Source organism: Xanthobacter flavus, assembly GCF_017875275.1.
Taxonomy (GTDB): Bacteria; Pseudomonadota; Alphaproteobacteria; order Rhizobiales; family Xanthobacteraceae; genus Xanthobacter; species Xanthobacter flavus_A.
In genome coordinates this window covers 3,708,220-3,730,656 of sequence record NZ_JAGGML010000001.1, presented here as the reverse complement: position 1 = coordinate 3,730,656, position 22,437 = coordinate 3,708,220, and the positions used below count along the sequence as shown (strand labels likewise).

20 protein-coding genes are annotated in these 22,437 nt (G+C 66.4%); 6 read left to right on the top strand and 14 right to left on the bottom strand.

Annotation, left to right across the window (positions count from 1 at the left end; genetic code table 11):
• Positions 1-36: 36 nt before the first annotated feature.
• From J2126_RS17670 to J2126_RS17650, 5 genes are all read right to left on the bottom strand, one after another.
• Entirely contained in the window at positions 37-540 is a 504-nt protein-coding gene (locus J2126_RS17670; RefSeq protein WP_209488174.1) for a TIGR00645 family protein, read from the bottom strand.
• 133 nt (positions 541-673) lie between these two features.
• Positions 674-1,564, bottom strand: coding sequence for a carbohydrate ABC transporter permease (locus J2126_RS17665; protein WP_209488173.1), 891 nt, complete (start codon positions 1,562-1,564; stop codon positions 674-676).
• A 47-nt stretch (positions 1,565-1,611) separates the two neighbouring features.
• Complete coding sequence (locus tag J2126_RS17660) at positions 1,612-2,463, bottom strand: carbohydrate ABC transporter permease (RefSeq protein ID WP_394029099.1); 852 nt, start codon at positions 2,461-2,463, stop codon at positions 1,612-1,614.
• Between the two features lie 350 nt (positions 2,464-2,813).
• The gene (locus J2126_RS17655; protein WP_209488171.1) at positions 2,814-4,127 is read right to left on the bottom strand and encodes an ABC transporter substrate-binding protein; all 1,314 of its coding nucleotides are present in this window, start codon (positions 4,125-4,127) and stop codon (positions 2,814-2,816) included.
• Positions 4,128-4,242: 115 nt separating this feature from the next.
• On the bottom strand, positions 4,243-5,316 hold the full coding sequence (locus tag J2126_RS17650; RefSeq protein WP_209488170.1) for an ABC transporter ATP-binding protein: 1,074 nt from the start codon (positions 5,314-5,316) through the stop codon (positions 4,243-4,245).
• Positions 5,317-5,695: 379 nt separating this feature from the next.
• Here J2126_RS17650 and J2126_RS17645 point away from each other — a divergent pair, with 379 nt between their 5' ends.
• From J2126_RS17645 to J2126_RS17635, 3 genes are all read left to right on the top strand, one after another.
• On the top strand, positions 5,696-6,652 hold the full coding sequence (locus J2126_RS17645; protein WP_209490283.1) for a 2-hydroxyacid dehydrogenase: 957 nt from the start codon (positions 5,696-5,698) through the stop codon (positions 6,650-6,652).
• A 112-nt stretch (positions 6,653-6,764) separates the two neighbouring features.
• Positions 6,765-7,580, top strand: a complete 816-nt coding sequence (locus J2126_RS17640; RefSeq protein ID WP_209488169.1) for a protease inhibitor Inh/omp19 family protein — start codon at positions 6,765-6,767, stop codon at positions 7,578-7,580.
• Positions 7,581-7,946: 366 nt separating this feature from the next.
• On the top strand, positions 7,947-8,891 hold the full coding sequence (locus tag J2126_RS17635) for a TorF family putative porin (RefSeq protein WP_209488168.1): 945 nt from the start codon (positions 7,947-7,949) through the stop codon (positions 8,889-8,891).
• A gap of 285 nt (positions 8,892-9,176) precedes the next feature.
• Here the strand turns inward: J2126_RS17635 and J2126_RS17630 are convergent, their stop codons facing one another.
• Positions 9,177-10,067 (bottom strand): MBL fold metallo-hydrolase, encoded by an 891-nt coding sequence (locus J2126_RS17630; RefSeq protein ID WP_245327423.1) that lies wholly within the window; start codon positions 10,065-10,067, stop codon positions 9,177-9,179.
• A gap of 251 nt (positions 10,068-10,318) precedes the next feature.
• On the opposite strand from J2126_RS17630, the gene J2126_RS17625 reads away from it, so the two are divergent.
• The 3 genes from J2126_RS17625 to J2126_RS17615 all read left to right on the top strand — a co-directional run bounded on the left by J2126_RS17625 (position 10,319) and on the right by J2126_RS17615 (position 13,651).
• Positions 10,319-10,459 (top strand): DUF3096 domain-containing protein, encoded by a 141-nt coding sequence (locus J2126_RS17625; RefSeq protein WP_081762717.1) that lies wholly within the window; start codon positions 10,319-10,321, stop codon positions 10,457-10,459.
• Between the two features lie 119 nt (positions 10,460-10,578).
• On the top strand, positions 10,579-13,236 hold the full coding sequence (ppdK, locus tag J2126_RS17620; RefSeq protein ID WP_209488167.1) for a pyruvate, phosphate dikinase: 2,658 nt from the start codon (positions 10,579-10,581) through the stop codon (positions 13,234-13,236).
• A gap of 163 nt (positions 13,237-13,399) precedes the next feature.
• Complete coding sequence (locus tag J2126_RS17615; RefSeq protein WP_209488166.1) at positions 13,400-13,651, top strand: GlsB/YeaQ/YmgE family stress response membrane protein; 252 nt, start codon at positions 13,400-13,402, stop codon at positions 13,649-13,651.
• A 21-nt stretch (positions 13,652-13,672) separates the two neighbouring features.
• Here the strand turns inward: J2126_RS17615 and J2126_RS17610 are convergent, their stop codons facing one another.
• From J2126_RS17610 to oxc, 8 genes are all read right to left on the bottom strand, one after another.
• Positions 13,673-14,446 carry a fumarylacetoacetate hydrolase family protein gene (locus J2126_RS17610; RefSeq protein ID WP_209488165.1) on the bottom strand — a complete coding sequence of 258 codons (774 nt, stop codon included), beginning with the start codon at positions 14,444-14,446 and terminating at the stop codon, positions 13,673-13,675.
• 43 nt (positions 14,447-14,489) lie between these two features.
• Positions 14,490-14,696, bottom strand: a complete 207-nt coding sequence (locus J2126_RS17605) for a YqaE/Pmp3 family membrane protein (RefSeq protein WP_209488164.1) — start codon at positions 14,694-14,696, stop codon at positions 14,490-14,492.
• Positions 14,697-14,780: 84 nt separating this feature from the next.
• A complete protein-coding gene (sucD, locus tag J2126_RS17600; protein WP_209488163.1) occupies positions 14,781-15,665 on the bottom strand; it encodes a succinate--CoA ligase subunit alpha in 885 nt (294 codons plus the stop codon).
• Entirely contained in the window at positions 15,665-16,867 is a 1,203-nt protein-coding gene (gene sucC, locus J2126_RS17595) for an ADP-forming succinate--CoA ligase subunit beta (RefSeq protein ID WP_209488162.1), read from the bottom strand. The genes sucD and sucC overlap by 1 nt, the downstream gene beginning before the upstream one ends.
• A gap of 450 nt (positions 16,868-17,317) precedes the next feature.
• Complete coding sequence (gene frc / locus J2126_RS17590; protein WP_168459886.1) at positions 17,318-18,571, bottom strand: formyl-CoA transferase; 1,254 nt, start codon at positions 18,569-18,571, stop codon at positions 17,318-17,320.
• Between the two features lie 130 nt (positions 18,572-18,701).
• A complete protein-coding gene (locus J2126_RS17585) occupies positions 18,702-19,145 on the bottom strand; it encodes a PAS domain-containing protein (RefSeq protein ID WP_209488161.1) in 444 nt (147 codons plus the stop codon).
• Positions 19,146-19,261: 116 nt separating this feature from the next.
• Positions 19,262-20,539 (bottom strand): formyl-CoA transferase, encoded by a 1,278-nt coding sequence (frc, locus tag J2126_RS17580; RefSeq protein ID WP_209488160.1) that lies wholly within the window; start codon positions 20,537-20,539, stop codon positions 19,262-19,264.
• A gap of 131 nt (positions 20,540-20,670) precedes the next feature.
• A complete protein-coding gene (oxc, locus tag J2126_RS17575; RefSeq protein ID WP_209488159.1) occupies positions 20,671-22,431 on the bottom strand; it encodes an oxalyl-CoA decarboxylase in 1,761 nt (586 codons plus the stop codon).
• Between the last annotated feature and the right edge of the window lie 6 nt (positions 22,432-22,437).

The window sequence follows — 22,437 nt, the reverse complement described above, 5'->3', positions numbered from 1 at the left end:
CTCGGTCGAAGACCGGGGCCGATGGTAAAGCCCTGCTCAGTGCTTGTTGCTGGAGAGACTGTCCGACCAGGCCAGCACCAGGCTCGATCCCACGAACACCACATGGATGATGACGAGCCACATGAGGGTCGTCTCGCTCATGGTGCCCTTGTCGAGATTCATGAAGGCCTTGAGCAGCTGGATGGCCGAGATGGCGACGATGGAGGCCAAAAGCTTCTGCTTGAGGCCGGTGAAGTCCACCCGCGTCATCCATTCCGGCCAGTCAGGGTGGCCGGCGGGATCGATCTTGGAGACGAAATTCTCGTAGCCGGAGAAGATGACGATCACCACGAGGTTGCAGGTGAGCGTCAGGTCCACCAGGGCCAGGATGCCGAGGATGATGTCGCTCTCCGTGGCCGCGACGGCGTGCAGCACGAAGTGCAGGAGCTCGTGGCCGAACTTGAACAGCAACACGAGCATGGCCACGACGAGGCCGACATAGAAGGGCGCGAGAATCCAGCGGCTGCGGAACAAAATCCCTTCGATCACCCGCTCGATCATCCCCTACCCCCGCTTCCTCCGGCGCATGATGCACCGCAACGAGCCGCGGCAAGGGGTGCCACGGCGCGCGCACGAGGGCAAGCGGACATATTGGCGTTCGGGCGCGGCTTCCCCCACGCCCGAGGGGCGTACCCTACTCCTTCACCGCTCCGGTCATGGACGACACGTAATAGTCCACGAAGAAGGAATAGAGGATCACCACCGGCAGCGAGCCGATGAGGGCGCCAGCCATCAGCGAGCCCCACTCATAGACGTCCGAACGCACCAGCTCGGTGAGCACGCCCACCGGCACGGTCTTGTTCTCCGACGACTGGATGAAGGTGAGGGCGTAGATGAACTCGTTCCACGACAGGGTGAAGGAGAAGATGCCCGCCGAGATCAGCCCCGGCACCGAGAGCGGCAGCAGCACCTTGATGAGGATCTGCCAGCGCGAGGCGCCGTCCACCAGCGCGCACTCCTCCAGCTCGAACGGGATGGAGCGGAAATAGCCCATCAGGAGCCAGGTGGAGAAGGGCACGAGGAAGGTGGGATAGGTGAGGATCAGCGCCAGCTTGGTGTCGTAGATGCCGAGGCCGAACACCATGATGGCGAGCGGGATGAACAGGATCGACGGCGGCACCAGATAGGCGAGGAAGATGCCGAGCCCCACCCAGCGCGAACCGTTGAAGCGCAGGCGTTCGATGGCATAGGCCGCGAACACGCTGGTCACCAGCGAGATGACGGTCGCCGCCACCGAGATGTACACCGTGTTCCACAGCCAGGAGGGATACGAGGTCTCGAACAGCAGGTACTTGATGTGTTCGAGCGTCGGCTCCACCACCCAGAGCGGGGAATAGTTGTTGTAGTCGGTCAGCTGGTAGTTCGGCTTTATGGCGGTGATCGCCATCCAGTAGAACGGGAACAGCAGCACGAAGACGAAGATGATGAGCGGCAGGATCACCGTGACGATCCGCCGGGGCAGGCTGTCGAGATAGCTCATGCCCGAGGAATTGTCGGTCATCTCAACGGGTTGGGGCTGGGCCATGGTGGTCCTCGCAGAATTGGGGGGCGGCGCGGGCGTGACGGGCGGGCTCAGTCCGCCCCGCCCTGCTGCCACTTGCGGCGCTGCAGGCCGAAATAGCTGAACAGGATCGCCGCCAGCAGGAAGGGGATCATGGCCACGGCGATGGCCGCGCCCTCGCCCAGCGAGCCGCCGGGAATGGCGCGCTGGAACGAGAGCGTCGCCATCAGGTGGGTGGAGTTCAGCGGGCCGCCGCGGGTCAGCACGTAGATCAGCTGGAAGTCGGTGAAGGTGAACAGCACCGAGAAGGTCATCACCACCGCGATGATCGGCGAGAGCATGGGCAGCGTGATGTAGCGGAAGCGCTGCCAGTTGGTGGCGCCATCCAGCGTCGCCGCCTCGTGCAGCGAGGGCGAGATGGTCTGCAGGCCGGCCAGCAGCGAGATGGCGACGAAGGGAATGCCGCGCCAGACATTGGCCGCGATGACCGAGGCCCGGGCGTTGGCCACGTCGCCGAGGAAGTTGATTGGCGCGGAGATGAGCCCCATCTTGATGAGCGCCCACGAGATGATGGAATACTGGCTGTCGAAGATCCACCAGAAGGCAATGGCCGAGAGCACGGTGGGCACCACCCACGGCAGCAGCACCACGGCGCGGAAGAAGGCCTTGAACGGCAGGTTCTGGTTGAGCAGCAGCGCCAGCCACAGGCCGAGGCCGAACTTCAGGATCGACGCGGCGATGGTGTAGAGGAGCGTGTTGAACACCACCAGCCAGAACAGGCTGTCGCCCCAGAGCGATTCATAGTTCTCAAGGCCGATGAACACGCCCTCGCGGCCGATGCGCGTATCGGTGAAGCCGAGCCAGACGCCGAGGCCGAGCGGATAGGTGAGGAAGAACAGGAGGAAGACGGCTGCCGGCACCATGAAGGCGATGCCGAGCACATGCCGGCCCTGCCCGATGCCGGCCCAGAAGGACCGCTTGTGGGTCGGCTCAGCCGCTGCGACGTTGGCCATGAATGGGTCTCCGGTCTCACTGTCTGCTGTCTTATTGACCCCTCCCGGCGGAGAGGGGCTTTGCCGCGGCGTCTCGCTCGCGGTGTCATGTTCACTGCGTCGTGTTCGCTGCGTCATGGCAGGCCTTGTGCCGGCCATCCACGTGATTCCGCCGGCACGTCGGTCGCGCCCTCGCTAAAGCGGCGCGACGTGGATGCCCGGCACGAGGCCGGGCATGACGGCGGTGTTGAAGGGGCCGAAAATCCGGCCCCTCCAAGGCCTCAGCGATAGATGCGCTCGGCGCGCTGCTGGGCGCGCTTGGCGGCTTCTTCCGGAGAGCGCTGGCCGGTGGCGGCTTCCGCCACCATGTCCACCACGATCCAGTCGGCCATGGCGGCCGCCGACTTCGGCCCGAGCGGACCGGCATAGCCGTTGGGCTGGAGCGTCTCGGAGGCGAGCGCATAGGCGGCGTGGATCGGCTTGGAGGTCCACACCGGATTGCTGGAGAAGGACTTCAGCGTCTGGCAGCAATAGGCGCTCGCGCCGGTCAGCCAGGCATTGTACTGGTCCGCCTGGAACATGAAGGCGAGATAGGCCTGCGCCGCCTTGGGGAACTTCGAGTATTTGAAGATGCAGGCGGTGGTAGTCTGGTGCAGTTCCACCTTCTTGCCGATGGGGCCGATGGGGAAGTTGGTGGACTTCATGTCCGCCGCCATCTCAGCAAGCTTGGGGTCGTTCGCCGCCGCGTAATAGACCGACACGCCGTTCGCCGTCACCGACAGGTCGCCGGCGATGAAGGCGCGGTTGTTGTTGACGTCGAGCCAGCTCTCGGTGCCGGGGATGAAGGTCTTGTACAGCTCGGCCACATATTTCAGGCCGGCGACGGTCTCCGGCGAGTTGATGACGACCTTGCCGCCCTCGTCCACCATCTTGCCGCCGTGGCTCCACAGCACCCAGTGGCAGAAATTGTTGCCGTCACCCACGCCGTGGCCCAGCGTGAAGCCCATGGGGTGGTTGTTGGCCTTGAGCGCCTTGCCGAGTTCGAGAAGGCCCTTGGTGTCCTTCGGGAATTCGGAGAAGCCGGCCTGCTTCACCCAGCTGTCGCGATAGACCACCGCATTGCCGATGGTGGCGAGCGGCAGGCCGACGAAGCGGCCGTTCACGGTCGCATAGGCCTGGGAGGCGGGATAATAGCCGCCGTACTGGCCGGCGAGGCTCTTGGCGAGGTCGGTCACGTCGAGCAGCTTGTCGGGATACTGCTGGGCGTCGTCGAACCACACCCACACGATGTCCGGGCCGGAGCCCACGTTCGCGGCGACGGCGGCCTTGGGACGGATGTCCTCCCAGCTCTCCTTGTCGATGCGCACCTCGATGCCGGTGGCCTCGGTGAACTTCTTGGTGTTGGCGATCCAGGCGTCTTCCTCGCCCTTCACGAACGGCGACCAGCGCAAGAGACGCAGAGAAGCGCCGGCCTCCGGCTCGAACTTGGCGACGGCCTGGGCGATGGCCTCCTTGGTGGAGAGCATGGGCAGGGCCATGGCGCCGGCCGCAAGGCCCGCGCCGCTCATGAGAAGGTCACGTCTGGAAATGGTCATTGGTCTTCCTCCCGTGAAGCGTTTCCTTGAAGGACGGGCCGTTTCGGACGGTGTGTCTCGAACGGTCTTCTTTCCCCCTGATCGTGCCGGTGGCCCGGCACGGTAACCAACCTTGTCAGAGCCGACTGCCGGTCGCCTCGTCAAAAAGATGTGTGAGGCCCGGCTGGGGCGCGACGCGAATCGTCTCGCCGGGGCTGAAGCTCAGCCGCTCGCGGAACAGGCAGGTGATCTCCTGCGCGGCGGCGCCTTCGCCAAGACGGGCGACGACGAGGATCTCCGAACCCGTAGGCTCGGTAACCACCACCTGGGCCGGCACGCCAGCGGGATCGAGGCGGATGTGCTCGGGGCGCAGGCCGTAGACCACCTTCTGCCCGTCGGCGAGGCCCTGGGCGTCCGGCAGGGGCACCTCGACGCCGCTGTCCGTGACCAGCATGGGGTTGGCGCCAAGCCGCACCTTGCCCTTCACGAAGTTCATGGAGGGCGAGCCGATGAAGCCGGCCACGAACTGGTTGGCCGGGCGGTCGTAAAGGTCGAGCGGGGCGCCGATCTGCTCCACTATGCCGTCGTGCATCACCACGATCTTGTCGGCCATGGTCATGGCCTCGATCTGGTCGTGGGTGACGTAGACGGTGGTGGTCTTCAGCCGCTGGTGCAGTTCCTTGATCTCGGTGCGCATCTGCACGCGCAGCTGCGCGTCGAGGTTGGAGAGCGGCTCGTCGAACAGGAACACCTGCGGATCGCGCACGATGGCGCGGCCCATGGCCACGCGCTGGCGCTGGCCGCCGGAGAGCTGGCGCGGATAGCGGTCGAGCAGCTTGGTAAGATTGAGAATCTCCGCTGCCCGGTTGACCCGGCTCTCGATCTCCGCCTTGGGGGCTTTGCGCAGCTTCAGCGAGAAGCCCATGTTGTCCGCAACGGTCATGTGCGGATAGAGCGCGTAATTCTGGAACACCATGGCGATGTCCCGTTCCTTCGGCGGCATCTCGTTGATGACGCGGTTGCCGATCAGGATCTCGCCACCGGAGATGTTCTCAAGGCCGGCGATCATGCGCAGCAGCGTGGACTTTCCGCAGCCCGAGGGGCCGACCAGGACCACGAACTCGCCGTCACGGATATCCACATCCACGCCATGGATGACCTGCGTCGACCCATAGGCCTTCTTCACACCGCGAATATCCACGGTCGCCATGAAGCGTCCTCTCCCCTCGTCGTTTCCTCGTGCCGCGCGGGGGCTGTTTGAGCCTTGCCCGATGCGGCCGCACCATTCTTGGGCCGGGACAAATCCCCGGCCGGGCGCCCTTCCGGAACGCGGCGCGATCATGGTGCGAGGCGAGAACGGGATCAAGTGGAAATTTAAAACGATTGAACCTCCATTGGACGAAGGACTGCTATGGGGCTAGACATACCGCGTCCCGCCGGGGGGCGGCCTCCTGCGGCCGCCCCCCGGCGGGCATTGGCGCGGGATTCGCGGGACCGCTTCCGCCTGCCCGGCCGGTGACTCTTCAGTCCATCTTCCTGCCCAGCCGCCATAGCGGAGACCTGCCGTGCCCCCTGCCGAGCCCCCTGCCATGACCGATGCCGCCCGTCCGGCCCTGCTCCTCACCGGCTCCGTGATGGAGGAGGTCGTCGAGCGCCAGCTTTCCGGCCGCTTAACCCTGCTGCCGCTGGACGCGCTCGATGACACCAACGCTGGCGCCGTTCAGGCCATCGCCACGCGCGGCAAGGTGAAGGTGGATGACGCCCTCATGGCGCGCCTGCCGAATCTGAAGATCGTCGGCAATTTCGGCGTCGGCTACGACACGGTAGACGCGGCGGCGGCGGCGAAGCGTGGCGTTATCGTCACCAACACGCCGGACGTGCTGAACGAGGAGGTGGCCGACCTCACCCTCGGCCTGCTGCTCGCCACCGTGCGGCAGATCCCCCAGGGCGACCGCTTCGTGCGCGCCGGCCAGTGGACCAAGGGCGCCTATCCCCTCGGCCCCACTTTGCGCGACCGCACCGTGGGCATCCTCGGCATGGGCCGCATCGGCAAGGCCATCGCCCGGCGGCTGGAGGCCTTTTCCGTGCCCGTCGTCTATCACAGCCGGCGGCCGCAAGCGGACGTGGCCTATCGCCATTATCCCGACCTCGTCGAAATGGCGCGGGCGGTCGACGTGCTGGTGGCGATTCTCCCCGGCGGTCCGGCGACGCGGCACATCGTGAACAAGGAAGTGCTGGAAGCCCTCGGCGCCAACGGCATTTTCATCAACGTGGCGCGCGGCACAGTGGTGGACGAGGCGGCGCTGCTCTCCGCGCTCCAGTCGCGCACCATCCTCGCCGCCGGCCTCGACGTGTTCGAGGACGAGCCGAAAGTCCCGGAGGCCTTCTTCGCCCTCGACAACGTGGTGCTGCTGCCGCACGTGGGCTCCGCCACGCATTTCACCCGCGCCGCCATGGGGCAGCTGGTGGTGGACAACATCCTCGCCTTCTTCGACGGCAAGGGCCCGCTGACCCCCGTCGCCGAGACGCCCTGGCCGCGCGGCTGACGCCCGGCGCCTGCGGTGGGCGGGGGAGAGATGATCATCCGCCCGCGCGGTGCTAGACTCCGGCCGCAACGCGACCTGTGCGATGGTCGCGTTGCCCGTCGTGGAGGGCAGCATGGCGCAATGGGATGACGTTTCGCGGGATCGGGCGCGCCCCGCAACGCTGTGCCGCGCGCTCGCCGCTTCCGGCCTCGCCTGCCTTTTCGCGATCGCCCCTGCCCTCGCGCAGAAGGCCGATCCGACTGCCAAGCCGCCCGCGCCCCCCGCCACAACGGCTCCGGCGGCAGCGCCGAAGCTCGACGCCGCGACGCGGGAGGCGGCGGCCCGCATGGCGGCGCCGTTTCGGCTTTCCAGCGCCGATGGCGCGCGCAGCTGCGGCTTTTCTCTCAAGCCCGATACCTCCGGGCCGGGCCTCGCGGTGGAGTTCGACCGCCCCGCCTGTGCCGATATCGGCTTTTCTGCCCAGGTCGTGGCCTGGCTGCCCGACCCCTCCGGCTCCATCCGCCTGCTGAATGCGCAGGGCCGCACGGTGGCCGAATTTACAGAAGGCACCGGCGGCAGCTACGAGGCGCTGCGCGAAGGCGATGGCGTGTACTTCCTCGCCAATCCCGCTTTGGCCGAACGTACCGAGATCAAGACCGAGGAGGTGGTGGGCGACTGGGACCTCGCCCGCCAGGCGGGCGCGCCGCCGGTATGCCGGGTGACGCTGCTCGATGCCCCGGCCAAGGGCGGCGGCTTCCGTCTGAACGTGGCGAATGGCTGCGATGCCGCGCTCCTGCGCTTCGGCCCGACCGCGTGGGACATCGAGGGCGGCAACATCCTCGTGCGGGGAGAAGGCGGCGCCTCGGTCATCCGCTTCGCCCGGCAGGAGGACGGCGGCTGGGCGCGCACCCCCGAACGCGGGCGACCGCTTTTGATGACGCGGCCCTGACCACGCCGGCCGCGACGCATGTGGGCCACGGGGGAATCACGACCTGGCCACCTTCAGCGCATGGATGCCCCGATTTCGCCACCTGATGACGTCGCGCCTGTGATCGGAAAGCGTCACTCAGCCCGAACATATTACCTCTGCATAGGCAATGTGAGGGTTACGACCGTCTTCGGCGGCACATACTTTTCTTGCCAGGAACGCCTCGCCGTACCGTTTCGGGACAGTGCGTTGCAACGATGCAACAGCAGAATCCAGCACTCGCAACGGTTTGCCTAAAGCGACAGCACGCGCTGCCTCAAATTTCCCATTGGACTTGGAGCCGCGACCTGATTTTTATCGTTCCAGATCGCTGCGGGGAAAACCGTTATGAATAAGTTTGCAGTCGTCACCGCCTCCATGCTCCTGGCCGGGGCCGCGTCCATGGGCACCGCCGGTGCCGCGGACCTCAGCTCGCCCATGCCGTTGAAGGCTGTTGCGGCGCCCGAGCCGGCCCCCCTCTGGGACGTGGCCTTCGGCGTGAAGCTCGCCACCGACTACGTGTTCCGCGGCATTTCGCAGACCGACGGCAACGCTGCCGTCCAGGGCTACGCTGAACTCCGCCTCTTCGACTGGATCTACGGCGGCGTCTGGGCGTCCAATGTTGACTTCCCCGCCATCAACCAGTTCGGCACCGGCTTCACCGGCCTGACCGACGCCTCGGCTGAAGTCGACCTCTACTTCGGCCTGCGCCACACCTGGGGCGGCTTCACCGCCGACGTCGGCTTCGTCTACTACTACTATCCGGGCGAGATCGGCGTGAACACGCTGGGCGCCGGCATCCCCTCGGTGAACATCGACTACTGGGAAGTTTACTTCAAGCCGACCTACGTCGTGAATGACGTGTTCACCGTCGGCGGCAACCTCTACTACACCAGCAGCTACGCCGGCTCTGGCTCCACCGGCACCTACCTGTCGGGCACCGCCAAGATCGACTTCACCAAGTGGAGCCCGGTCAAGGACGTCGGCTTCTACATCTCGGGTGAGCTTGGCTATCAGTGGCTCGGCCAGACCGACCTCGGCAACATCTTCGTCGCCAACTACGAGCTGCCCTCCTACACCACCTGGAACGTGGGCGTCGCCTTCACCTACAAGGCCGCGACCCTCGACCTGCGCTACTACGGCAGCACCCTGTCCGAGGGCCCGGCCTTCGTGTCCGGCGTCGGCTTCGCCCCCTTCGGCACCTGCGGCGTGATCTCCGGCCTGCAGAACGTCTGCGGCGACCGCTACGTGGCCAGCCTGTCCTTCGACACCTCCTTCCTCGCCCTCAAGTGAGGTCGGCCGGGTCGCCAGATCCGGACCTGAGACAGACAAAGGCGTCGCGCTCTGCGCGGCGCCTTTTTCTTTAGGGTGCGCCGCTTTTCGGCGGAGCGAAGTCGTCATACCGTCATGCCCCGGCTCGGCCGGGGCATCCACTGCCCCGCGAGAACGGTGCCGGAGTCTGGGACCTCGCGCCCGGCCAATCCGTGGATCGCCCGCACCAGGCGGGCGATGACGGCTGGATGACGCCGCGAGCGAGGTCTGCAGACCGAAAGCGGGGCGGCCCGGGTCCTCGCTACCCTACCGTCCCGGCAGCACCAGCACGGTGCGGGTCTTGGGCAGGCTTTCCCGGCTCAGCGTCACGAACGGCTCGGTGGCGCGCTCGATGGTCCATTCCTGCCCCAGCCGCGCCAGGAAGCGCTCCAAACCGTACTGGCTGAAATAGTGCATGGGGATCACCAGCGGCGCGTTGATGGATTTCAGCACCTCCACCATGCCTTCGAGATCCAGCGTGTAGGAACCGTCCACCGGCGCCAGCACCACGTCGATCCGGCCCAGCGCCTCCAGATGGTCCTTGGTGAGAAGGTGGTGCAGGTGGCCGAGATGGGCGATGCACAGGCCGGCCACCTCGAACACGAACATGGAATTGCCGTCATATTCCGTCCCCGCGCCGCGGCGGATGTTGGTGGGGACATTGCGGATCCACACATCCTCCACCGTCACCTCATGACGCGCCGGGGCGCCGTCCCGCCCCCAGCCCCGCAGCACATATTCGATGCCGGGGTCAGGCGCGTCCGTGTAATGGGTGTCGTGGGCGTGGTTCATGGTGACGATGCGCGGCACCGCGCTGGTCCGCACATAATCATTGTAATCGGTGACGATGCTGACCCCGGCCGGGCTCTCGATGAGGAAGCTCGCGTGACCGACGAAGGTGAGATGCACCGGCCCCGCCGCCTCCGCGAGCCGCAGCATGGCCGCATCCAGCGCCGCGAGCCGCACCTTGGGCCGCTCCGCCACCATGCGCGGGCATTTTTCCGGCTGCGCCAGCGCGACCTCGCCGGAGAGGGCGAGCAGTCCCATAGCCGTCACGCCAATGAGCGCAGGGGTGATTCCCCTCTTGCGGGCGGACTTGCGAGCAGACGAACGGGGCATGGCGGCTTGGGACATGGCGGCGAGGGACGAGGCAGGCATCGAAGCTCCCACTGGCAGCTCCCACAGGCGGCTCCCGCTGGCGGGTCCCGGCGGATGGCATGATTGTGCCGTGTTGCACCGCCCGCGCAATGTCGTCGCACGTAACGCCAGCGTGAGCCGCCCTGCCGCCCCAAGCCCATAGCGCCGGTCACGCCGCCGAAAACCCCATGGACCTCCGGCGCGGGATCGGCAATCGTGCGCCGCGCACCGGAAGGGACGTGGCGAATCCGGCGGAAAGGGGAGGCTTCACAATGTCTTTCAACATGGTCATCGTTCAGCCTGCGGTCGCGCTGATCGCGGGCGTCCTCATCCTCGCTTTCCCGCGGCTTCTGAATGTGCTGGTGGCGATTTATCTCATCATCGTGGGCGTCACGGGCCTCATGGGCCACTGAGCGCCCATCGCTTCGGCACGGCGGTACGGGAACGGCCGTCCGATTGCCCAGTTGATGCTTTGTGCGCTGCACGTTAAAGCATCCGCCACTCTGCATATTCCCAAACGGGGCCAACCCACATGACGAAATGGGTCTACACCTTCGGCGACGGCAAGGCCGAGGGCAAAGCCGACATGAAGAACCTTCTCGGCGGCAAGGGAGCGAACCTCGCCGAGATGTCCAACCTCGGCCTGCCCGTTCCTCCCGGCTTCACCATCACCACCGAGGTGTGCACCTATTATTACGCCCACGGCCAGACCTATCCGGCCGAGCTGAAGGGCGAGGTGGAAGCGGCGCTCGCCCAGGTGGGCCAGCTCACCGGCAAGGCGTTCGGAGACGCCGCGAACCCGCTGCTGGTCTCTGTCCGCTCGGGCGCCCGCGCCTCCATGCCGGGCATGATGGACACGGTGCTGAACCTCGGCCTCAACGACGCCACCGTGGATGCGGTGGCGCGCCTCGCCGACCGGCGCTTCGCCTATGACAGCTACCGCCGCTTCATCACCATGTATTCCGACGTGGTGCTGGGCGTGGACCATCACCATTTCGAAGAGATCCTGGAGCACTACAAGCTCCAGCACGGCCACACGCTCGACACCGACCTCTCGGCGGACGACTGGGCGGCGCTTGTGGAAAAGTACAAGGCGAAGGTTCAGGCCGAACTCGGCAAGCCCTTCCCGCAGGATCCGCACGAGCAACTCTGGGGCGCCATCGGCGCCGTCTTCTCGTCCTGGATGAACGCCCGCGCTATCACCTACCGTCGCCTGCACACCATCCCGGAGAGCTGGGGCACGGCGGTGAACGTGCAGTCCATGGTGTTCGGCAACATGGGCGAGACCTCGGCCACCGGCGTCGCCTTCACCCGCAACCCCTCCACCGGCGAGAACGCCCTCTATGGCGAGTTCCTGGTGAACGCCCAGGGCGAGGACGTGGTGGCGGGCATCCGCACCCCGCAGGACCTCACCGAGAAGGCCCGCGTCGCCGCCGGCTCCGACAAGCCCTCCATGGAGAACGCCCTGCCGGACGCCTTCAAGGAGTTCGAGCGCATCTCCCATGTGCTCGAAAACCACTACCGTGACATGCAGGACCTCGAGTTCACGGTGGAGAAGGGCAAGCTGTGGATGCTCCAGACCCGCTCCGGCAAGCGCACCGCCAAGGCGGCCCTGCGCATCGCCGTGGAGCTGGCCGCGGAAGGGCTCATCACCGAGCAGGAGGCCATCGGCCGCGTCGATCCCGCGGCGCTGGACCAGCTTCTGCACCCTGCCATCGATCCCAAGGCCGAGCGCAAGGTGATCGCCACGGGCCTGCCCGCCTCCCCGGGCGCGGCGGCCGGTGCCATCGTTTTCTCGGCGGATGAGGCCGAGGCGTGGAAGGAGCAGGGCCGCAAGGTCATCCTGGTGCGCGTCGAGACCTCGCCGGAAGACATCCATGGCATGCACGCGGCCCAGGGCATCCTCACCGCGCGCGGCGGCATGACCTCCCACGCGGCGGTGGTTGCGCGCGGCATGGGCAAGCCCTGCGTCTCCGGCGCCGGTGCGCTGCGCATCGACAATGCCGCCCAGACGCTGACCGTGAACGGCCAGACCTTCAAGAAGGGCGACCTCATCACCATCGACGGCGGCACCGGCCAGGTGCTGGCGGGCGAGGTGGCGATGCTCCAGCCGGAGCTGTCGGGCGAGTTCGCGACCCTGATGAGCTGGGCCGACAAGGTGCGCAAGCTCAAGGTCCGCGCCAATGCCGAGACCCCGGCGGACGCCCGCATGGCCCGCTCGTTCGGCGCCGAGGGCATCGGCCTGTCCCGCACCGAGCACATGTTCTTCGACGCCGGCCGCATCCTCGCCGTGCGCGAGATGATCCTCGCCGACGACGAGGCCGGCCGCCGCTCGGCGCTGGCCAAGCTGCTGCCCATGCAGCGCGACGATTTCGTCGAGCTGTTCGAGATCATGAAGGGCCTGCCGGTCACCATCCGCCTGCTCGACCCGCCGCTGCACGAGTTCCTGCCCCACACGGCGGAGGAGACGGCGGAGGTGGCGAAAAGCCTCGGCGTGGACATCGAGCGGGTGGAGCGGCGCTACAAGGAGCTGCACGAAGTGAACCCGATGCTCGGGTTCCGCGGCTGCCGCATCGCCATCGCCTTCCCCGAGATCGCCGAGATGCAGGCCCGCGCCATCTTCGAGGCGGCGGTGATCGCCGCGAAGTCGACGGGCGAGATGGTGGTGCCCGAGGTGATGGTGCCGCTCATCGCCACCAAGGCCGAGTTCGACATCGTGGACAAGGTGATCCGCGACACCGCCAAGGCGGTGGAGCAGGAGACCGGCGCCACCCTCACCTTCCAGGTGGGCACCATGATCGAGTTGCCCCGCGCCGCGCTGCGGGCGGAAGAGATCGCCAAGGGCGCCGAATTCTTCTCCTTCGGCACCAACGACCTCACCCAGACCTGCTTCGGCGTGTCCCGCGATGACGCCGGTACCTTCCTTGGCCCCTATGTCCAGAAGGGCATCCTGGAAGTGGACCCCTTCGTCTCCATCGACGTGGACGGCGTGGGCGAGCTGGTGAAGATCGGCGTGGAACGCGGCCGCAAGTCGCGTCCCGACATCAAGCTCGGCATCTGCGGCGAGCATGGCGGCGATCCCGCCTCGGTGGCCTTCTGCCACGAGGTGGGGCTCGACTACGTGTCCTGCTCGCCCTTCCGCGTTCCGATCGCCCGCCTTGCGGCGGCGCAGGCGGCGCTGAAAAAGTGAGCCGGTGACTGCGATAGCGGTTCCAAAAACTGAAAAGCCACCCCTCGGGGCGGCTTTTTTGTTTTGCACCGCACCCATTCGCGAGCGTGGCCGGAACCTCAGGCCGCGTGTACCGTTTCCCTCGCGCCCCCACCCGAGCGGGGCGGTTCAGCGGAGGGATACCATGGAAGACGCGCAAGTGGGCTGGATTGCCGCCATCATCATCGGCGGTTTGGCCGGATGGTTCGCCTCCATGTTCATGAAGAGCGACACCGGGCTCTTCACCAACATCATCCTCGGCATCATCGGCGCCGCCATCGCCAGCTTCCTGTTCGGGCTGCTGGGCGTGGGCTTCGCCGGCTGGCTCGGCTATCTCGTGGCCGGTTTCGTCGGCGCCTGCATCCTCATTGCCGGGGCACGGGCGATCAGGCGCTGACCGCACGCCGCTGACCGGCTCTCACTGGACGAACGTGTTCACCAGCGAGCCGATGCCGGCGATCTCGATCTCGATGGTGTTGGTCGGCTCCTTCATGGTGCCGACCCCCACCGAGGTGCCGCAGGCGATAAGGTCGCCGGGGTTCAGCGTCATCTCCTTCGAGATGAGCGACACGAGCAGGGCCGGCGGGAAGATCATGTCAGCCAGCGGATAATTCTGCCGCTCCTGTCCGTTGAGGATGGTGCGCACGCGCGCCGCCGAGGGATCGAAGTCCGTCACGATCCAGGGGCCGAACGGGCCATAGCCGTCGATGCCCTTGGCCCGCGCCCATTGGGGGAAGGTCGGGTCGCGGTTGAGGATGTCGGCTGCGGTGATGTCGTTCACCACCGTGTAGCCGAAGATGCCGGCGGCGGCTTCCGTCTCGGACACGTTGGTCAGCGTCTTGCCGATGACGATGCCCAGCTCGCCCTCATAGACCGTCTTGCCGTCATAGGACGCCGGCCGGCGCACCACGGAGCCGGGCGCGGAGACGGAGGTGGTGGCCTTGAGCAGATAGAGCGGCTCGGCCGGCTCGGCCACCTTCAGCTTGGCCGCCAGCTCGTGGAAGTTGTTCCACAGCGCGATGATCTTGGTGGGCGCGCATGGGGCTTCAAGCGCCACGTCGGCGAGCTTCACGCTCGCGCCGGTAGCGGTCGCGCCCGCGAACATGCAGCCCTCGTGCACGGCGATGGTATCGCCCTCCAGCGTGCCGAACTCAACCTTGTCCTCGAAGACGAACCGCACCCAGACTGCCATGAAGTCATCTCCCGTTCCGGTTGGAGCGGGAGATGACCCACTGCTACCGGGAGTTGTTGTTGCGCAACGAAGCCACCAACTCCTGGTGGCGGCGCTCCTGGTTGTCATTGTTCACCACCATGAGCGCCCACACGGCCGCGGGGATCCACCCGATCAAAGAGATCTGCAGGATCAGGCAGATAATTCCCTGAAAGACGCGGCCACGCATGAACAGCGCGAGCCATGGAATGAGCACTGCAATCGCGATCATGAGCCCCTCCAATGAGAACGGCTCCTCATACGCGATAAACCAATGCGTGTTAAGCTCAAGTATACACTTTCAGGATGTATCCGATCACCCCTTCAGCACCTCGACCAGGGTCTTGCCGAGACGCGCGGGGGACGGAGACACGCGGATGCCCGCCGCCTCCATGGCAGCGATCTTGTCCTCGGCGCCGCCCTTGCCGCCGGAGATGATGGCGCCGGCATGGCCCATGCGACGGCCGGGAGGGGCCGTGCGGCCGGCGATGAAGCCCACCATCGGCTTCTTGCGGCCCTTCTTCGCCTCGTCGGCGATGAACTGCGCGGCCTCTTCCTCGGCCGAGCCGCCGATCTCGCCGATCATGATGATCGATTGGGTCTTGGGGTCGGCGAGGAACATCTCCAGCACGTCGATGAACTCGGTGCCCTTCACCGGGTCGCCGCCGATGCCGACCGCCGAGGTCTGGCCGAGGCCCACCTGCGAGGTCTGGAACACCGCTTCATAGGTCAGCGTGCCGGAGCGCGAGACCACGCCCACCGAGCCGGTCTTGAAGATGTTGGCCGGCATGATGCCGATCTTCGACTGGCCGGCGGTTACGATGCCGGGGCAGTTGGGGCCGATGAGCCGGCTCTTCGAACCCGAGAGGGCGCGCTTCACCTTCACCATGTCGAGCACCGGGATGCCCTCGGTGATGCAGACGATGAGCGGGATCTCCGCGTCGATCGCCTCCAGGATGGCGTCGGCGGCGCCCGGAGGCGGCACGTAGATCACCGAGGCGTCGGCGCCGGTGGCTTCCTTGGCCTCCAGCACGGTGTCGAACACCGGCAGGTTGAGGTGGGTGGTGCCACCCTTGCCCGGCGAGGTGCCGCCGACCATCTTCGTCCCGTAGGCGATGGCCTGCTGGGCGTGGAACGTGCCGTTCTTTCCGGTGAAGCCCTGGGTGATGACCCGGGTATTGGCGTCGATCAGGACGGACATCACGCAGCTTCCTTCTTCACGGCCGCGACTATTTTTTGCGCCGCATCGTCGAGATCATCGGCGGGGATCACGTTGAGCCCGGATTCGCGGATGATCTTCTTCCCCTCGTCCACATTGGTGCCGGCGAGGCGCACCACGAGGGGCACCTTCAGCCCCACCTGCCGAACGGCGGCGATGACGCCCTCGGCGATCACATCGCAGCGCATGATGCCGCCGAAGATGTTCACGAGGATGCCCTCGACGTTCGGATCGGCGGTGATGATCTTGAAGGCCGCCGTCACCTTCTCCTTCGTGGCGCCGCCGCCCACGTCGAGGAAGTTCGCCGGCTCCATGCCATAGAGCTTGATGATGTCCATGGTCGCCATGGCGAGGCCTGCCCCGTTGACCATGCAGCCGATGGTGCCATCGAGGGCGATATAGGAGAGGTCGTAGCGCGAGGCCTCGATCTCCTTGAAATCTTCCTCGCTCTCGTCGCGCAGCTGGGCCACGTCCGAGTGGCGGAACAGCGCGTTGGAATCGAACCCCACCTTGGCGTCGAGGCAGACGAGGCGGGAGTCCTTCGTCACCACCAGGGGGTTGATCTCCAGAAGGCTCATGTCCTTCTCGGTGAAGGCCCTGAAGAGGTTGGCGGTGAGCGCCCCGGCCTGCTTGGCGAGATCGCCGGTGAGGCCGAGCGCCTGCGCCACCTTGCGGCCGTGCAGGGGCTGCACGCCGGTGGCGGGGTCCACGGAGAAGGTGTGGATCTTCTCCGGCGTGGCATGCGCCACCTCCTCGATGTCCATGCCGCCCTCGGTGGAGACCACGAAGGCGACGCGCGAGGTCGCGCGGTCCACCAGCATGGAGAGATAGAATTCCTTGTCGATGAGCGCGCCTTCCTCGATGTAAAGGCGGTTGACCTGCTTGCCGTCCGCGCCGGTCTGCAGCGTGACGAGCGTATTGCCGAGCATCTCGGCAGCATTCGCCTTCACGTCGGCCGCGGTCTTCACCACGCGGACGCCACCCTTGGCGCCCTCGGGAAGCTCCTTGAATTTGCCCTTGCCGCGCCCGCCGGCATGGATCTGCGCTTTCACCACGAAGGCGATGCCGCCCAGCTTTCCGGCCGCGGCCTCTGCTTCCTCGGCGGTGAAGGCGGGAAAGCCGCGGGAGACCGGCACGCCGAAATCGCGCAGAATGGCTTTCGCCTGGTATTCGTGAATGTTCATCGGGTTTTCCTCCCTCGTCGAGGGCCGCGTTTGCCGCGGTTCGAGGTGCGCTTTGGCTGCACGTTACGACGAAAGTCGCAGTCTGCACCCAATCGCGCGCACGCTCCAGTGCGACACGACGCCAGTGGGGGCGTGGGGCCAGTGGGGACGCGAGGCGTGACGCACTCGGCGAGGTGATTTTTGCGGGCCGTCCTTGCGGACGAAGATCGCCTTTCCCCTCAGGGGCGGCGTGGAGCCGGCGGCCGGAGCGCTCAGCGCATCGGGCAAGGCCGGGAGGAATACTGTGTCGGGAGGACCGTCATGCCCCGGCTCGTCCGGGGCATCCACTTATCCGCATCCCGGTGCTTCAAGACCGGGCACCCGATGAGCGGGACGGTGGATCGCCCGGACAAGCCGGGGGAGGACGCAAGAGAAAGCGGCGGGACGCAGCGCCCCGCCGCAAGGCTTACATCAGACCACGCGACCTTCGTGCATGGACTTGATCTGCTCGGGGGAATAGCCGAGCTCCGCCAGCACCTCGTCGGTGTGCTCGCCGAGCAGCGGCGAGCCGGTGACTTCCACGCTCATGTCGGAGAACTTGATCGGGCTGCCCACGGTCAGATACTTGCCGCGCTGCTTGTGATCGACTTCCACGATGGTGCCGCTCTCACGCAGGGACTTGTCCTCGGCGATCTCCTTCATGGTGAGCACCGGGGCGCAGGGGATGTCGAACTTGCGCAGGATGTCCACCGCCTCGAACTTGGTCTTGTCGGCGAGCCACGCCTCGATCACCGCGAAGATGTCGAAGATCTTGTCCTGGCGGGCGCGGGCGGTGTTGTAGGCCGGATCGTTGATCCACTCGGGCTTGCCGATGGCTTCCGCCACCTTGCCCCAGGCCTGCTCCTGCACGGTGAAGTAGATGTAGGCGTTGGGATCGGTCTCCCAGCCCTTGCACTTCAGCACCCAGCCCGGCTGGCCGCCGCCGCCCGCATTGCCGCCGCGCGGAACCACGTCCGAGAACGTGCCGTGCGGGTACTGCGGGTACTCCTCGAGGTAGCCAACGCGGTCGAGACGCTGCTGGTCGCGCAGCTTCACGCGGCAGAGGTTGATGACCGCATCCTGCATGGACACGGCGACCTTCTGGCCCTTGCCGGTCTTGTTGCGGGCGTGCAGCGCGGTGAGGATGCCGATGGCAAGGTGCATGCCGGTGTTGCTGTCACCGAGGGCCGCCGCCGAAACGGTGGGGGGGCCGTCCCAGAAGCCGGTGGTGGAGGCCGCGCCGCCGGCGCACTGCGCCACGTTCTCGTACACCTTCAGGTCTTCGTAGTGGTGGCCGTCGGAGAAGCCCTTCACCGAGGCGACGATCATGCCCGGGTTGAGCTCGTTGATGTGCTCCCAGGTGAAGCCCATGCGGTCGAGCGCGCCGGGAGCGAAGTTCTCCACGAGGACGTCGCTCTCCTTGATGAGCTTCGTCAGCACTTCCTTGCCTTCCTGGGTCTTGGTGTCCAGGGTCAGGGAGCGCTTGTTGGAGTTCAGCATGGTGAAGTACAGCGCGTCGGCGTTCGAGATGTCGCGCAGCTGGTTGCGCGTCACGTCGCCCGAGCCGGGACGCTCCACCTTGATGACGTCCGCGCCGAACCACGCGAGGAGCTGCGTGCAGGCGGGGCCGGCCTGAACGTGCGTGAAGTCGATGATCTTGATGCCTTCCAACGGCTTGCTGGTCATTTGCGTTCCCTTTTCAAAAACTGGTCTTCGACAGCGGGACGGCGTCGCTCGAGGCATCCGCAGTCCCGAAACCTTCCGGCGTGACGGCACGGGGCCGCCGCCGGCTTCACCCGCCGGTTTGCCCGGTCTCTTATGCCTGGGTTGCCGCCTTCATCTGCGCCTCGGCGTCCGCGAGGCGCTTGCGAAGGTCGCGCTCCTCCTTCCATCGCGCCGTCTCGTCGCGGATGACCGAGACGATGTGGGTCGGCTCGCCCGCCGGGGAGGCGAGGAGCGCGACGGTGAAGGCGATGGACAAGGCGTGGCCGTCCTTGTGGATGGCCGGCACGCGCAACAGCGTCGTCCCGTAGCGGGTGACGCCGGTGCGCATGGTCTCGTGATAGCCGTCCCAGTGCCGCTGGCGCTGGCGCTCCGGGATGATGATGTCGAGCGACTGCCCCACGGCTTCGTCGGGCGTGAAGCCGAACATGCGCTCGGCGGCCGGATTCCACAGCGCGATGTCGCCGGCCTTGTCGCAGACCACGATCGCATCGGCGACGGCATCCATGAGCTGAGCAAGATCGACGGCCGTAGTCATCGCGTCATCCTTTCGAACCTGTCACCTCCCGCCGTCGCCGGCGACGGGGCGGCCCCCTGAAGGACCGCCGCCCCGAGGCGTATGCTTTCTATTCCGCCACCATCACTCGGCTGCAGTCACTCGGCGGCCATGCGCCGCGGCGTGCCAATGGCGCCGGAGTCGCGCAGAACATCGATGCGGTCGGGGGTGAGGCCGAGCACCTGGGCCAGCACCTCCTCCGTATGCTCGCCGAGGAGCGGCGAACGCTCCACCTCGACCTGGTTGTCGGAGAGCTTGATCGGGTTTCCGACGGTGAGGTAGGTGCCGCGCGCCGGGTGCTCCACCTCCACCAGCGTGCCGGTGGCGTAGAGCGACTGGTCCTCGGCGATCTCCTTCATGGAGAGGATGGGACCGCAGGGGATGTCGTACTTGTTGAGGATCTCCATGGCCTCGAACTTGGTGTGGGCCATGGTCCACGCCTCGATGCGGGTGAAGATCTCGTTGAGGTGCGGCAGGCGCGCGGCCGGCGTCGCGTAGCCGGGATCGGTCTTCCACTCGGGCTCGTGGATGACGTCACAAATCTTCTCCCAGACAGGGGCCTGGGTGATGAAATAGATGTAGGCGTTGGGATCGTGCTCCCAGCCCTTGCAGCGCAGGATGCGCCCGGGCTGACCCCCGCCGGAATCGTTGCCGGCGCGGGGCACGCTGTCACCGAAGGGGATGCCCTCGCCGAACTGGCTGTATTCCTTCAGCGGGCCGTTGGCGAGGCGCTGCTGGTCCCGCAGCTTCACCCGGCAGAGGTTCAGCACGGCGTCCTGCATGGCGCACATCACGCGCTGGCCGCGGCCGGTGTGCTCGCGCTGGAACAGCGCGGTGACAATGCCGAGCGCGAGGTGGAGGCCGGTGCCCGAATCGCCGATCTGCGCGGCGCTGACCATGGGCAGGCTGTCGCGGAAGCCGGTGGTGGAGGCGGCGCCGCCCGCGCACTGGGCGACGTTCTCATACACCTTGCAATCCTCGAACGGACCGGGGCCGAAGCCCTTCACGGAGGCAAGGATGAGGCGCGGATTGATGGTGGAGAGGCGCTCCCAGGTGAGGCCCATGCGGTCGAGCGCGCCCGGCGCGAAATTCTCGACCAGCACGTCGCACTGGCGCACCAGCTGCTCGAGGACGGCCTTGCCCTCGGGGTTCTTGGTATCGAGTGTGATGGAGCGCTTGTTGGAGTTGAGCATGGTGAAATAGAGGCTGTCGGCGCCGTCGACGTCGCGGAGCTGGCCGCGCGTCACGTCGCCCTCGCCGGGCCGCTCCACCTTGATGACGTCCGCGCCGAACCAGGCGAGCAGCTGTGTGCAGCTCGGTCCGGATTGAACGTGGGTGAAGTCCAGGATGCGGACTCCCTCTAGTGCCTTGCCCATCGTATCCTCACAATTCCGCTCTGTTTTCGTTCCCGGTTTTACTTTTATTGTTTTGGTATCTTCGGGTTGGGTGGCGGGACCTGAGGCCCCGCCGACCAGCCTTGCAAGATGAGAGGCGCGTCAGGCGCCGCTCACTTCTTCTTCTTGACCACGCTCTGCGGGTTAAGCGAGCCGATGTTGCCACTCTCGGAGCCGGCCGCCGGATCGATTTCCGCATTGATGAGGGTGGGCTTGCCACTGTCCATGGCGGCGCTGACCGCGCGATAGAGCTCGTCGGGGGACGTGACGTTCACGCCCACGCCGCCGAAGGCTTCCATCATCTTGTCGTAGCGCGAGCCGGGCACGAACACTGTGGTGCCGGGATCACGCCCGGTGGGGTCGGTGTCGGTGCCGCGATAGATGCCGTTGTTGTTGAAGATCACGATGGTGACCGGCAGGTTGTAGCGGCAGATGGTCTCCACCTCCATGCCGGAGAAGCCGAAGGCGCTGTCGCCTTCCACCGCGAGCACCTTCTTGCCGGTCTCCACCGCCGCCGCGATGGCGAAGCCCATGCCGATGCCCATCACGCCCCAGGTGCCGACATCGAGGCGCTTGCGCGGCTCGTACATGTCGATGATGCCGCGGGCGAGGTCGAGGGTGTTGGCGCCCTCATTCACCAGCATGGCGTCGGGGCGCTCCTTGATGACGTTCTTCAGAGCGCCGAGGGCCGAATGGAAGTCCATGGGCACCGAGTTCTTGAGAAGCTTCGGCGCCATCTTGGCGATGTTGGCGTCCTTCTTGGCGCGGATGGTCTCGGTCCACTGGGCCGGAGGAACCTTCCAAGAGCCGTCGAGGCGGGCATTGAGCGCCGCGATCACCGAGCCGATATCGCCGACGAGGGGCGCGGCGATCTCGACATTGGAGTCCATCTCCTTGGGCTCGATGTCCACCTGGATGAACTTCTTCGGGGCATCGCCCCAGGTCTTGCCCTTGCCGTGGGAGAGCAGCCAGTTGAGGCGAGCGCCCACCAGCAGCACCACGTCCGCATCCTTGAGCGCGGTGGAGCGCGCTGCGCCCGCCGACTGGGGATGGGTGTCCGGCAGCAGGCCCTTGGCCATGGACATGGGCAGGAAGGGAATGCCGCTCTTCTCGACGAAGGTGCGGATCTCGTCGTCGGCCTGCGCGTAGGCGGCGCCTTTGCCGAGGATGATGAGGGGCCGCTCGGCGCCCTTCAGCAGCTCCATGGCGCGATCCACCGCGGCCGGGGCCGGGATCTGCGCCGGGGCGGGATCGATCACCTTGACGAGGGACTTGGCGCCGGCCTCGGCGTCCATCACCTGGCCGAAGAGCTTGGCCGGCAGGTCGAGATAGACCCCGCCCGGACGGCCCGACACCGCCGCGCGGATGGCGCGGGCGACGCCGATGCCGATGTCGGCGGCATGCAGCACGCGGAAGGCCGCCTTGCACAGGGGCTTGGCGATGGCGAGCTGGTCCATCTCCTCATAGTCGCCCTGCTGCAGGTCGACGATCTCGCGCTCGGAGGAGCCGGAGATGAGGATCATCGGGAAGCAGTTGGTGGTGGCGTTCGCCAGCGCCGTCAGGCCGTTGAGGAAGCCGGGGGCCGAGACGGTGAGGCAGATGCCGGGCTTCTTGGTGAGGAAGCCGGCGATCGCCGCCGCGTTGCCGGCATTCTGCTCGTGACGGAAGGAGATGACACGGATGCCCTCGGCCTGGCACATGCGGCCGAGGTCCGTGATCGGGATGCCGGGCACGCCGTAGATCGTCTCGATGCCGTTGAGCTTGAGGGCATCGATGACGAGGTGGAAGCCGTCGGTGAGATCACGCTCGGCCTCGGCGGCCGGGTCGATGTGCACCACGTTGTCTTCGTTTCTGGACTTTTCCGCCGTAGCCATGAGGAT

Excerpts from the sequence above, each read along its gene's own strand:
- J2126_RS17625 (WP_081762717.1), top strand. The coding sequence starts at position 10,319 with ATGTCTTTCAACATGGTCATCGTTCAGCCTGCGGTCGCGCTGATCGCG.
- J2126_RS17585 (WP_209488161.1), bottom strand. The coding sequence starts at position 19,145 with ATGACTACGGCCGTCGATCTTGCTCAGCTCATGGATGCCGTCGCCGAT.
- J2126_RS17655 (WP_209488171.1), bottom strand. The coding sequence starts at position 4,127 with ATGACCATTTCCAGACGTGACCTTCTCATGAGCGGCGCGGGCCTTGCG.
- frc (WP_168459886.1), bottom strand. The coding sequence starts at position 18,571 with ATGACCAGCAAGCCGTTGGAAGGCATCAAGATCATCGACTTCACGCAC.
- J2126_RS17615 (WP_209488166.1), top strand. The coding sequence starts at position 13,400 with ATGGAAGACGCGCAAGTGGGCTGGATTGCCGCCATCATCATCGGCGGT.
- sucD (WP_209488163.1), bottom strand. The coding sequence starts at position 15,665 with ATGTCCGTCCTGATCGACGCCAATACCCGGGTCATCACCCAGGGCTTC.
- J2126_RS17640 (WP_209488169.1), top strand. The coding sequence starts at position 6,765 with ATGGCGCAATGGGATGACGTTTCGCGGGATCGGGCGCGCCCCGCAACG.
- J2126_RS17610 (WP_209488165.1), bottom strand. The coding sequence starts at position 14,446 with ATGGCAGTCTGGGTGCGGTTCGTCTTCGAGGACAAGGTTGAGTTCGGC.
- J2126_RS17635 (WP_209488168.1), top strand. The coding sequence starts at position 7,947 with ATGAATAAGTTTGCAGTCGTCACCGCCTCCATGCTCCTGGCCGGGGCC.
- frc (WP_209488160.1), bottom strand. The coding sequence starts at position 20,539 with ATGGGCAAGGCACTAGAGGGAGTCCGCATCCTGGACTTCACCCACGTT.
- ppdK (WP_209488167.1), top strand. The coding sequence starts at position 10,579 with ATGACGAAATGGGTCTACACCTTCGGCGACGGCAAGGCCGAGGGCAAA.
- J2126_RS17605 (WP_209488164.1), bottom strand. The coding sequence starts at position 14,696 with ATGATCGCGATTGCAGTGCTCATTCCATGGCTCGCGCTGTTCATGCGT.
- J2126_RS17660 (WP_394029099.1), bottom strand. The coding sequence starts at position 2,463 with ATGGTGCCGGCAGCCGTCTTCCTCCTGTTCTTCCTCACCTATCCGCTC.
- oxc (WP_209488159.1), bottom strand. The coding sequence starts at position 22,431 with ATGGCTACGGCGGAAAAGTCCAGAAACGAAGACAACGTGGTGCACATC.
- J2126_RS17630 (WP_245327423.1), bottom strand. The coding sequence starts at position 10,067 with ATGCCTGCCTCGTCCCTCGCCGCCATGTCCCAAGCCGCCATGCCCCGT.
- J2126_RS17645 (WP_209490283.1), top strand. The coding sequence starts at position 5,696 with ATGACCGATGCCGCCCGTCCGGCCCTGCTCCTCACCGGCTCCGTGATG.
- J2126_RS17670 (WP_209488174.1), bottom strand. The coding sequence starts at position 540 with ATGATCGAGCGGGTGATCGAAGGGATTTTGTTCCGCAGCCGCTGGATT.
- J2126_RS17650 (WP_209488170.1), bottom strand. The coding sequence starts at position 5,316 with ATGGCGACCGTGGATATTCGCGGTGTGAAGAAGGCCTATGGGTCGACG.
- J2126_RS17665 (WP_209488173.1), bottom strand. The coding sequence starts at position 1,564 with ATGGCCCAGCCCCAACCCGTTGAGATGACCGACAATTCCTCGGGCATG.
- sucC (WP_209488162.1), bottom strand. The coding sequence starts at position 16,867 with ATGAACATTCACGAATACCAGGCGAAAGCCATTCTGCGCGATTTCGGC.